Genomic DNA, 11,545 nt, shown 5'->3' on the forward strand with positions numbered 1-11,545 from the left:
AATACTCAAAACATCAAGCTCACCTTCTGTTGATTGTTCTAAATTTAATATTCTCAAACCAATTCGTGTTAAATTTTCAAGGTACAAACAAAATCAGATATTTATTAATGTGTCTTTTGACACCCTAATCTTCATAGGAATGTTCTACGACCTTCCCTATGAAATAAAAACGCTCCGCCAGGATACACACAGACTTGCAAAGCTGGTTAGATTTTGAACAAAACCACGGCCCTGTTTTTTACCAGATAGTAAAAAATACTGTCATCCGTGAGGTAAGGCTTTTGTCTTGCTGGGGTAAAGTGTGAACGATATACTAAATTCATACCTGCAGGACAACAGTTACCGTAAACGTAAAAAGAGATCCATTTCATAAGGAGATTAAAATGGTGAACAAGGTGAACAGTATAAAAAAAGAGATAGTTTTATATGCAAAATTATTAGATTCCAAAGGGCTGGTCAATACACTTGAAGGAAATATTTCAATTCTGGACCGTGAAACCGGAGAATTATATATTACACCTTCAGGGACAAGAAAAGCCTTCCTTGATGAAGATATGGTGGCAGTTGTAAAGGACGGAGAACAGATCGGAGGAAGCGTCAGCCGCTCCAGTGAATATCTGCTCCATGAGGCCGCATTAAAAGCCAGACCTGACTGCAGCGCAGTTGCACATATCCATGCTCCTTACTTAACAGCATATGCGTACTGCAACAAAACCATCAGGTTAAAGTGTTCCACCACATTTTCTCTGGTGTTTGAAGAAATTCCCTGTCTGCCGTATGGAGAGGCGGGCACTGTACATATTGCAGACGGGATTGACGAGGCAATGAAAGAACATGATCTGGTCCTGTTGGGAAATCATGGATGTGTAGCGGTAGGCAATACGCTGGAAGACGCTGTAAAAATAATTGAGGCTGCAGAAGAAGTATTAAAAATTGCGAAAATTGCAGGCGAAGTCGGAACCATCACAGATATTCCGGATGATAAATTAGAATCCCTATTTGAACATCATCCCGGGAGCAGAAGAAACAGATTAAAAAACAGAAGGGAGATGTAAGGATGAAAGCAGCAGTGATGTACGGACCAAATGATATCAGAGTAGAGGAGGTTCAAAGGCCGGAGTGTCCGGCAGGCGGGCTTTTATTAAAGGTAAAAGCTATTGGGCTGTGTGGTTCAGATATTAGAAATTTAACAACAGATTCAAGAAAAGGAGATTATCCTCACATTTATGGACACGAGGTTGTCGGTGAAGTTGCAGAAGTTTCGCCGGAGGCTGATACATATGCAGTGGGAGACCGTCTCTATGTTTATCCTGTGGAACATTGTCTGAAATGTGAAGCGTGCAGGAGCGGCCACAGCGAAAATTGTGAAAATGCAGGAGATTACGCGAACCGTCAGGGAGGATTTGCAGATTATCTGCCGGTGCCGCCGGAGCAGCTTAATGCGGATGCCGTATATCCAATCCCGGACGGTGTTGACTATAAGAGCGCATCGCTGGGAGAACCATTATCATCTGTCTATGCATGCCAGGAGAATATAAATGTCACACTTGGAGACACGGTGGTGATCATTGGGGCCGGTCCAATCGGCTGTTTTCATTCACAATTAGCAAAGATCCGCGGGGCCGGAAAGGTAATCATGGTGGAGATTAATGATAAACGTTTAGAAACGGCAAAACAGTTCGGTGTAGACTATACAGTAAACAGTACAAAAGAAGATCCAGTTGAAGCTGTGAAAAGATTGACCGGCGGCAGAGGAGCGGAAAAAGTGATTTCAGCAAATCCGTCAACAGCTGCCCAGTCTCAGGCAGTTTTTATGGCAAAAAAAGGAGGGATCATCGTATTTTTCGGCGGAGTGGCCAAAGGTGCGGTGACAGAGATCGATTCAAACTATATCCACTATAACAGTCTGTGGATTTACGGACATTACGGAGCTAACAGCATGCAGGTACAGAAATCCTATGAGCTGGCAATCTCTGATGCATTTCCTACGGAAAAATTTATAACGCATGTACTGCCTTTAAGTGAGATACAAAAAGGTATTGAGTTAACAAAAACAGGAGAAGCGATCAAAGTTGTATTGCTTCCAAACGAAGAAGAATAGGAGACGAATGTTATGGCAAAAGAATTAAAAATATTAGTAGCATGCGGAAGCGGAGTGGCAACTTCCACCGTAGCACAGGAAGCTGTAAAGAAAATCTGCAGGGATGCAGGGATTCCCGCAAAGATCATTAAAAGTACGATGACAGAAATTCCGGCTAAACAGGCAGATGTAGATATTGTCATGGTGACAACAAACTACCGGCAGAAATTAGATAAACCGCTTATCAAAGTGTTTGGGCTGATCTCAGGGATCAATGAGGATAAGATCAGAGACGAAATCATAGATACATGTCACAGACTGCAGAATGAAAACTGATGATCATATTTTAGAAGAGATAGGAGGAAGAAGGTATGGACATTTTATTAAAAGCGGTGCAGGCTCTGTTAAATATGGGCGCTGTGGCATTGCTGCCGATCATGATCTGTATTTTAGGACTTGTGTTCCGAATGAAATTTGGGGCATCGTTAAAAGCCGGATTAATGGTGGGAATCGGGTTTCAGGGATTAAGTTTAACAGTAGGGCTGCTGACGACAACAATTCAGCCAATCACGGAATATTATCAAAAAATGGGAAGTGGTTTTACTGCTGCGGATATTGGATTTGCAGCGGTGGGAGGTGCGTCGTGGACAGTGCCGTTTGCACCGATCGCAGTGCCGCTCATTGTAATCGCAAACTTTATTCTGCTTAGAGCCGGACTGACCAAAGTGCTGAATGTAGATATATGGAATTATATTCATTTCCTGATCCCCGGAGCATTGGCATACGCATTATGGGGAAATGCACTCCTGGGACTTGCCATCACGGTGGGCCTTTCCATAGCTGCACTATATGCAGGCCAGGCAATCGCACATCATTGGCAGGATTTTTTTGGACTTGACGGAACTACCTGTTCGACGCTGTCCTTTACTACATTTATGTATCCGCTGTCATGGGCTGTTAATAAGCTGGTCGACCATATACCCGGGATCAAAGATATTGATATTGATATGAAGAAGCTGGAAGAAAAATTAGGGTTCTTCGGTGATCCTGCTTTTGTAGGATTGATCGTAGGCATCTTTTTGGGACTGCTTACAAGGCAGGCGCCGACAACAGTCTTTGGAATCGGTATGGGGATTGCGAGCGTTCTGATCTTGATCCCAAGAATGGTATCAATTATGATGGAGGGACTTACACCGATCGGAAATGCGGCGAGTGCATATATGAAAAAGCATATGGGTGAAGATGCAGAATTATTTATCGGCATGGATGTGGCTTTAGGGCTGGGTGATCCGGCGTGCATTACATGTACCGCTATCTGTATTCCGATTACAATTTTATTTGCATTTATTATTCCGAACATGGTGTACTTCCCTATTGGCTTACTGGGAATCGTATGCTACACCACAGTTATGTGTGTGCTGGCCAGCAAAGGAAATCTGCTCAGAAGTCTGATATGTTCAATTACATCTATGTTTTTGATCACATTCTTTGTCAATATGTTTGTGCCGGAGTGCACAAAGATGCTCTCTGTGACAGGACTGAAGATACAGGGGCTTGTAGCAGACGGTTCATTTGGCTATAACCTGGGTACTGTGATCATCTGCTTTATCAGTAAATTATTTGGAATGTAGAGACGGAAAAAACAAAGGAGTGACCGCAGTGAGTTCAAAAAATATATACTTGGCGACAGAAGGAAGTGCAAAAGACTGGGAAGAAGCGATATGGCTTTGTGGAAAATGTATGATGGAGAATGGAAGTGTCAGCAGATCATTTACAGATTCCTGCATTGAAAGAGAGAAAGAGTATCCGACAGGTCTGCCGGCCGGCATACCGGTGGCTATCCCGCACAGTAAGGCGGAGGGGATTAAGGAAAACTGTATCTGCTTTTTGAGATTAGACAAACCGGTCCGGTTTTACCGGATGGATGACAGCGAAGAGTATATTGATACGAGATTAGTGTTTAATCTGGCAATCAAAGGAGCAGATGATCATTTAGAGTTTCTCCAGAAATTAATGCAGTTTGTACTGGATGAAGGCAGCCTGGAAAAATGCAGCACCATGAAGCTGGAAGATATTACGAAATTTCTGGAGACAAAATTAGGATAAACTTAAAAAGGAAAATGACATTATAGAAAGACATGATCTATAATGTCTCTTTCTTTTCTTTTAAATTAGGAAAGTGATATGTGATGAAACGACGAAGCACTGAGATTATGCAGGGAATTTTGAAGTCCAAAGAAGACGATGTATCGGCAAAGCAGTTTATGTCCCGGTATGATATCTCCAGGAGAACATTGAAGAATGATATCAATGAGATCAATGATTTTCTTAAGACAATCTCAATGGGAGAAATTTTCATAACAGAGGACGGAAACCTGAAGATCGGAGGACTGTTCGACAGAGAGAAAATTGAAGAGCATTTATATCAGATGGATATGTACATGTATAAGCTGTCACCGGAAGAGCGGCAGATTTATATTATGCTTGAATTAATCGCAAATCCCCATTATACAACGATGCACCGGTTTGCAGAGGAACTTTTTGTAAGCCGTATAACAATTATGAGCGATGTTGACGCAATGAAACAGATTTTAAGAAACAGCGATGCAGAACTCATCCTGGACAGTGGAAAAGGAATTAAATTATCATGCAGCTATGAGGCATCTTTGGAGCTGCTTGTCTCACTATACAAAAAAATTGCGGTCAACATTAAAAATGATGGATTTTTTCAGAGAATGATGCTTAAGAAAATGAAAATTAAATATACGTTCTCTGAATTATTTTCCTATATGCAGGATTATATGAAAATAAACAATCTGGTTTTTATTGAAGACATCTTTTATGATATTGTCTTATATTTATTTACAGCCTTTAACTTTCGGGAACGGGATCATGACGAAGCAGACAAAGTGGTTACAGAAAGGATGAAATTAACAAATATTGATCATATGATGCTCTATGCAGGATATATGTTAGACGTTCCGGTTACAGAAAAAATGATCGACTGCTTCAGAGACTATATTGAGAAAAATAATTTATACTCGTTTGTAAAGACAGTAGACGAAGTTGAGCTTTATAAGGTCATCATGTTCTTTGTATCAAAAATTGATCAGGAGCTGCGTTTAGAATTGACCAATGATGACAAGCTGATTGATTCACTTTTGATGCATATTAAAAGCATGAAGGATTGGGGAAACTATGAAGTTGAAATTCCTAAAAATTATGACCTGCCTATGAACTATGAACTGCTGGAGACATTAGTAGAGAAATATTCTTATATTTTAGAATCCTTTTTATCTTATAAGCTGAGCAGCAACATGAAAAAATCAATCGTTATTCATATTTGCGTTGCTGTCATCCGAAACCGGAGATATTATATCCCGAAACTTTCCATTGTGATCGTATGTCCGGGAAGTATGGCTACCGGAAAATATCTGGAAGCACAAATCAAGAACTATTTTGATTTTGAAATTGTAGGAGTGCTTGCGGCAGGTGAAGTCATCGGTGAGTTGGAACAGATGGAGAGGAAGATTGATTTTATCTTATCGACGGTACATATTGAAGCAGACGAGTATAAGGTAATTACAGTCAATCCTTTTTTGACTATGAGGGATTTGAATCTGATCCAAAAGGAAGTGTTTCAAAGCCAGAAACAAATTAATCTGCCAATAGAAAAGAAAAAGAAAAAATTACTGGGGGATCTTCAGGATTTAATGGATGATGATAAATTATCAGCGGAAACTTACGATAAGATTGAAGCAATCCTTATGGAGATGAAAAAACCTCTAAAAAAAGAAAATGCTATGGCAGAACTTTTGAAAAAAGACTTCATTGCCATCAAAACGGCTTCCTGTCATTGGAAGGAGGCAATCAAACGTTCGGCTGAACCGCTTGAGCAATTTGGGTATATAGAACAAAGGTATGCGGAAGAAGCAATACAAAAGGTAGAAGAGTACGGAGACTATATTGTGGTAAGCCGGGGGGTTGCATTGGCTCATGCAGGAAAAGATTCCGGTGTTATAAAGGATGGATTAAGTCTGCTGGTCTGTAAGGACGGAATATCATTTCAAAAGGATAAAGCTAAGGTGAATCTTATCTTTTGTTTTGCATGTACAGGCGAGAAGGAGTATCTGGATCTGATAAAAGAAATCGTGGCTGTGGGAAAGGAACAAAATCGGCTGAAAATGATTTTAAACTGCAATACAGCACAAGAAATATATGATACATTAATTTTTGATGAAAAGAGAAAAAGATCTTAAGATTCCCCGGCTGTTACGCCGGGGAAAAAGTTATTCACAAACAGGGTCTTCTATCAGAGTGGCAACGACAAATTCATGTTTGTGCCCTGCGTCAGTAGAGGTGCATCCTGCAACAAAATGCACATGGCGGCCGCAGCCTACATCAATGGCCGGACCGGATGTTCCGCAGAATTCGTGATGATGTCCATCACAGGAATCTGTGGTAAATTTGATTTCATGAACATGGCTTCCATCGCATGGAATGGCATTGCTTGATACCGTAGCAAATCTGTGATTATGCGCGTAATCACAGCATCCTGCAATTTTGGTGCTGCCTAACACTTCATGGTTATGCTGTTTTGGGGTACAAGGTTTGCTATTTATATTTTGGCTCATAATTACTTCCTTTCAGTTATTGATTATAGTTACAATCATATAATATGCACAATCGACAAAAAGGGAATGAATATACTAGAAATAAAAAAAGAAAATTCCTTCTAAAATAATAATTACCGAGGTGAAATCACATGGACAATCAGAACTTTTGAGGAATAAGCAAAAAACTGGTCAAATGCCAAAAAAAGAAAAAACGCAGAAAAAAACTGTGTTTTCTCTTTTTTTGGCATTTTTTTTTGAAGTATCTGCATTTAAAACTTGAAAACCAGGAAATAATATGATATAATTTACAAAATAAAGTTAATTGATTAAATGAATAATAAGGAGAGGCGCCGATGATAGACAGAGATTTGACAAACCGGGAAAAACTGATTATGAAATGTGTGTGGGCCGAGAATCAGGAGATTTCCATCCAGGATCTTCAGGATAAACTGAAAGAAATGTTTGACTGGGATGCAAAAAGATCAACGGTCCGTACGTTTTTAACAAGCATCGAAGGAAAAGGATTCGTTAAAATTGAGAGAAGAGGAAGATTTTCTTATCTCAAACCTTTGGTCGATGAAAAAAAATACAAAAGAGAACAGGTACAGAAAATGATTGATTTTTGGTACGGGGGTTCTAAAGTAGCACTGATAAAAACTCTAAATGGAGGTAAACTGCCCAAGGAGAAAGAAGAGTATCTTCGAAAAGTATTTAATGAGCCGGAAGAATAAAAAATGCAGGAAGATTCTTTCTGTACATCAATCAGTATTGTCATATGATGATTTAGACTATGAGCCAGATATTTCAAAGACTGGCTCTTTTTTTCATAGCAAAGTTCTACGACCTTCCCTATGAAATAAAAACGCTCCGCGGGTTGTACATAGATGCGTAAGGAAATCATTTGCCTTTGGCAAATCGCATCTGGCACGCAAAGTTGTCAAGTCCCTCAAAGATTGAGGGGCCGGGGAGCTGAAGTAGGCTTGCCCACTTTGTTCTGACAAAAAGAACTGCTGTACTTTTTCCGCACAGCAGTCCCGGTTTAAAACATGATTATGTAGCTATAATATCTGAGTTATTCAATGCTCAGCGGTTCGTCATTAGAGATAGAAGTGCCGTCTTTTGCTTTGGCCACATAAAATACAGACAAATTTTCCGGCTGATAATAGATTTCCAATGATGACAGGGAATTTAATTTCACACCTTTTGATTTAATGTCCTCCTTCACTGTCTTTTCCACATCTGCGACGAGCACATTGTGACTCTGAAACTGTACCTCTGTATAGATTTTCATATTTTATCCTCCTTTCATGCTTTAATTTTTTTATTATAAACCTTGTTTCATAAATATTCAAAGGATCAGGTGAAAATTCCATCTTTTGGTGCCGAATAAGAAGGTAATTGAGAAAAGCCCTTATTATAAGTTATATGGAAGAGATGATAAGACAGGCAAAATATAAATATATTTTATAATTTATGATTGACATTCTGGTAAAAGAGATATATGATAAACACATAACATATGAATGATTGTTCATATGAATGAATATAATAATAAAAGGAGGGTGAGAAGTTGACAGTACATGATATAGACTGCTGTGATACCTATCAGGTCCATGATGACCTTCTGAAAGCAGTAAATGAAAAGATGCCCGAGGAAAGTGAACTGCAGGATCTGGCAGACCTTTTTAAGGTGTTTGGAGATTTTACAAGGATCAGGATTTTGTTTGTTCTGTTTGAAGCGGAAGTATGTGTGTGTGACCTGGCGGAGGCTCTTGATATGACTCAGTCTGCAATTTCACATCAGCTGAAGATACTGAAGCAGGCAAGGCTGGTAAAATCGAGAAGAGAAGGAAAATCAGTTTTTTATTCACTGGCAGACGGTCACGTAAGAACGATCATCGCTCAGGGAAGAGATCATATTGAAGAATAATCATAATTAAAATGGGAGGATATCATGAAGAAAAAATTTAAGTTACAGGATTTAGACTGTGCACACTGTGCGGCAAAGATGGAAGAGGCAATTAAAAAAATACCGGGAGTAAATGACGCCAGTGTAAGTTTTATGACTCAGAAAATGACCATCAGCGCAGAAGATGAAAAGTTTGATGAAATCATGCAGAAGGTTGTCAGTACCTGTGCCAAGGTTGAGCCTGACTGCAGGATACTCATCTAGTTGATAAAACCCGGATGGAACGGAGCCGATCCCGCACTCCGGGTTTTGTTTTTCAATATAAGGAGACTATGTTTATGACAAAAAAACATAAAAAGATGCTGATCCGGATCATCGCAGCATTTTTCCTGCTTGCAGGGCTGATGATCGCGGAACATACGGGCAACCTCCAAAGTTTGGAAGGTTCATGGACTTTGTTTGTGATTTATCTGATCCCGTATCTGGTGATCGGCTATGACATTATTTACAAAGCAGCCAGAAATATCAGAAATGGACAGATATTTGATGAAAATTTCCTCATGATGATCGCTACGTTCGGAGCCTTTGGAGTGAAAGAGTATTCCGAAGCTGTGGCCGTTATGCTGTTTTATCAGGTAGGGGAACTGTTCCAGAGTTATGCGGTGGGAAAATCCCGCCAGTCTATCTCAGAGATGATGGATATCTGCCCCGAATATGCGAATATCGAGGTTGATGGAGCGCTTACACAGGTTGATCCTGATGAAGTTGAAATAGGAAGTTTCATTGTTGTAAAACCGGGGGAAAGAATTCCTTTGGACGGCGTGGTAATCGAGGGGGAATCCTTGGTCGATACAGCCGCACTGACCGGCGAGTCCGTTCCGAGAAAGGCAGCTGCAGGTGATGAAGTGATCAGCGGATGCGTCAACGGAAGCGGTACGCTGAAAGTAGAAGTGACGAAAGAATTTGAAGACTCTACTGTTGCAAAGATTCTGGAACTGGTGGAAAATGCAGGCAGCAAGAAGGCAAATGTAGAGAATTTCATTACTAAATTTGCAAAATATTATACTCCTGTGATAACAATCGGTGCCGTGATTCTTGCGGTATTCCCTCCGCTGATCTTAGGAGGAGGCTGGGGTGAATGGGTTCAGAGAGCCTGCATTTTCCTTGTAATCTCCTGTCCATGTGCGCTGGTAATTTCAGTGCCTATGGGATTTTTCGGAGGGATTGGTGCTGCCTCAAGGATCGGTGTACTGGTGAAGGGAAGCAATTATCTGGAAGCTGTATCTGAGATGACGACCATAGTATTTGACAAGACTGGAACTCTGACAAAAGGTGAATTTAAAGTGACTGAGATCCTGCCGCAGGGACGCAGAGAAGAGGAACTTCTTGAGCTTGCGGCATTGGGTGAAGGGTATTCGAATCACCCGATTGCCGGTTCTATTAAAGAAGCATACGGAAAAACAGCGGATATGAACCGTGTGTCCGAGGCTGAAGAAATCGCAGGATACGGAATCCGTGTCCTGATCGATGGGAAAGAAGTTCTGATCGGAAACGGCAAGTTAATGAGACAGCAGCACATTGACTATGTTTCCTGCAACAGTACCGGGACTGTCGTCTACGTGGCCTCTGAGGGTGTGTTTGCAGGCGCTATCGTCATTTCTGATACGGTAAAAGACGGGGCAAAAGAGGCAATCAAAAGCATGAAGCAGGTAGGCGTTAAAAAATGTGTTATGCTCACCGGAGACAGGAAAGAGGCCGCTGAATCTGTTGCCGCACAATTAGGAATTGATGAAGTATACGCAGAACTCCTGCCGGGCGATAAAGTATCCCAGGTGGAAAAGCTTCTGAAAAATCAGAGAGAGAAAGAAAAGCTTGCTTTTGCCGGAGACGGTATTAATGATGCACCGGTGCTTACAAGAGCAGATATTGGGATTGCCATGGGAAGCATGGGATCTGATGCGGCCATAGAAGCTGCCGATGTGGTATTGATGGACGACGATGTCAGAAAGATTGCCTCCATCGTTCATATTTCAAGAAAAACACTGCGGATAGTGAAACAGAATATTGTGTTTGCCTTAGGTGTAAAGGCTCTTGTATTGGCTCTCGGCGCAGCCGGAATGGCAAATATGTGGGAAGCAGTCTTTGCGGATGTGGGAGTATCGGTGATTGCAATCCTCAACTCTATGCGTGCGCTGAAAAGCGGTGACCAAGAATAAAAGAAAATTGAGAGAAAAGGCCTGATTCAGCCGAATATGGTATAATGCAGCAAAACAGAAAAATCATTCTGCTTTGCTGCATTTTCCTTTTTTACCTCTCAGGAAAGAGACTCCGTGACTTCTTTGAACTGAAAAACACTACGGGAACAAAGAAAAGCCTTATAAATACTGCATTTAAATGAATGAGCAAGAGGAAATATTGAAGGATTTACGACAATAGTACAACAAATGAAAGAACATTGTATAACGACTTCTATTGCTATGTTTGATGAATGCTGAAATATTATAGACAGGTGCTTAAAAATAGTGTAAAATTAACTTGTATTAGGAAAAGAAAAATACTTTTTAATTTTGTATAAAAAGGGGTTGACAGACATGCTTAGAAACTGGTATACTATGACAGACAGACAGACAGACAGACAGACAGACAGACAGACAGACAGACAGACAGACAGACAGACAGACAGACAGACAGACAGACAGACAGACAGACAGACAGACAGACAGGTAAAGTCTGCCTTTTTTGCGTACAACCTATATAGACATACCAAAAGCACAGATACACTAATTATATGGTGATCTGTGTTTTTTTTGCGTTCTGTAGAAAAATGAGTGAGATAGTGTCAAGTGATGTATGAAAAAGCTGAGCATAAAAAATAGGCTCAGATGAACCTTGAAACCTGTAGATATTGATAACGTTAAGCTCTCCGAGGGCTTAGGGCGC

The 11,545-nt window shown here is 40.6% G+C and carries 14 protein-coding genes; 12 read left to right on the plus strand and 2 right to left on the minus strand.

The features are described from left to right. From QGT46_RS16380 to QGT46_RS16410, 7 genes are all read left to right on the plus strand, one after another. Positions 1-217 (plus strand): hypothetical protein (locus QGT46_RS16380; protein ID WP_301591624.1); only part of this gene is annotated, 217 nt, incomplete at its 5' end. A 166-nt stretch (positions 218-383) separates the two neighbouring features. Further along, on the plus strand, positions 384-1,055 hold the full coding sequence (locus QGT46_RS16385; protein ID WP_024727661.1) for a class II aldolase/adducin family protein: 672 nt from the start codon (positions 384-386) through the stop codon (positions 1,053-1,055). Positions 1,056-1,057: 2 nt separating this feature from the next. Then, positions 1,058-2,101: a zinc-binding dehydrogenase gene (locus tag QGT46_RS17435; protein ID WP_024727660.1), complete on the plus strand. Its 1,044-nt coding sequence runs from the start codon at positions 1,058-1,060 to the stop codon at positions 2,099-2,101. A gap of 12 nt (positions 2,102-2,113) precedes the next feature. Next, complete coding sequence (locus QGT46_RS16395) at positions 2,114-2,416, plus strand: PTS sugar transporter subunit IIB (protein WP_024727659.1); 303 nt, start codon at positions 2,114-2,116, stop codon at positions 2,414-2,416. 35 nt (positions 2,417-2,451) lie between these two features. Further along, a complete protein-coding gene (locus tag QGT46_RS16400) occupies positions 2,452-3,711 on the plus strand; it encodes a PTS transporter subunit IIC (RefSeq protein WP_024727658.1) in 1,260 nt (419 codons plus the stop codon). Positions 3,712-3,739: 28 nt separating this feature from the next. Continuing rightward, entirely contained in the window at positions 3,740-4,186 is a 447-nt protein-coding gene (locus tag QGT46_RS16405) for a PTS sugar transporter subunit IIA (protein ID WP_270432510.1), read from the plus strand. 83 nt (positions 4,187-4,269) lie between these two features. Next, positions 4,270-6,339 carry a BglG family transcription antiterminator gene (locus tag QGT46_RS16410; RefSeq protein ID WP_024727656.1) on the plus strand — a complete coding sequence of 690 codons (2,070 nt, stop codon included), beginning with the start codon at positions 4,270-4,272 and terminating at the stop codon, positions 6,337-6,339. A gap of 30 nt (positions 6,340-6,369) precedes the next feature. Here QGT46_RS16410 and QGT46_RS16415 read toward each other — a convergent pair whose 3' ends face one another. Further along, positions 6,370-6,714, minus strand: coding sequence for a YmaF family protein (locus tag QGT46_RS16415; protein ID WP_051405214.1), 345 nt, complete (start codon positions 6,712-6,714; stop codon positions 6,370-6,372). A gap of 335 nt (positions 6,715-7,049) precedes the next feature. Between QGT46_RS16415 and QGT46_RS16420 the strand changes: the two genes are divergently transcribed. Then, complete coding sequence (locus QGT46_RS16420; RefSeq protein ID WP_024727655.1) at positions 7,050-7,427, plus strand: BlaI/MecI/CopY family transcriptional regulator; 378 nt, start codon at positions 7,050-7,052, stop codon at positions 7,425-7,427. A 341-nt stretch (positions 7,428-7,768) separates the two neighbouring features. Here QGT46_RS16420 and QGT46_RS16425 read toward each other — a convergent pair whose 3' ends face one another. After that, positions 7,769-7,987, minus strand: coding sequence for a DUF6465 family protein (locus tag QGT46_RS16425; protein WP_024727654.1), 219 nt, complete (start codon positions 7,985-7,987; stop codon positions 7,769-7,771). 279 nt (positions 7,988-8,266) lie between these two features. On the opposite strand from QGT46_RS16425, the gene QGT46_RS16430 reads away from it, so the two are divergent. The 4 genes from QGT46_RS16430 to QGT46_RS16445 all read left to right on the plus strand — a co-directional run bounded on the left by QGT46_RS16430 (position 8,267) and on the right by QGT46_RS16445 (position 11,400). Further along, a complete protein-coding gene (locus QGT46_RS16430) occupies positions 8,267-8,626 on the plus strand; it encodes an ArsR/SmtB family transcription factor (RefSeq protein ID WP_024727653.1) in 360 nt (119 codons plus the stop codon). Positions 8,627-8,650: 24 nt separating this feature from the next. Beyond that, entirely contained in the window at positions 8,651-8,869 is a 219-nt protein-coding gene (locus tag QGT46_RS16435; RefSeq protein WP_006567070.1) for a heavy-metal-associated domain-containing protein, read from the plus strand. 74 nt (positions 8,870-8,943) lie between these two features. Further along, positions 8,944-10,821: a heavy metal translocating P-type ATPase gene (locus QGT46_RS16440; RefSeq protein WP_148460382.1), complete on the plus strand. Its 1,878-nt coding sequence runs from the start codon at positions 8,944-8,946 to the stop codon at positions 10,819-10,821. 375 nt (positions 10,822-11,196) lie between these two features. Beyond that, on the plus strand, positions 11,197-11,400 hold the full coding sequence (locus tag QGT46_RS16445; protein WP_301591629.1) for a hypothetical protein: 204 nt from the start codon (positions 11,197-11,199) through the stop codon (positions 11,398-11,400). Positions 11,401-11,545 lie beyond the last annotated feature (145 nt).

The sequence above is a fragment of the Anaerostipes faecis genome, assembly GCF_910574135.1.
Classification (GTDB): Bacteria; Bacillota; Clostridia; order Lachnospirales; family Lachnospiraceae; genus Anaerostipes; species Anaerostipes hominis.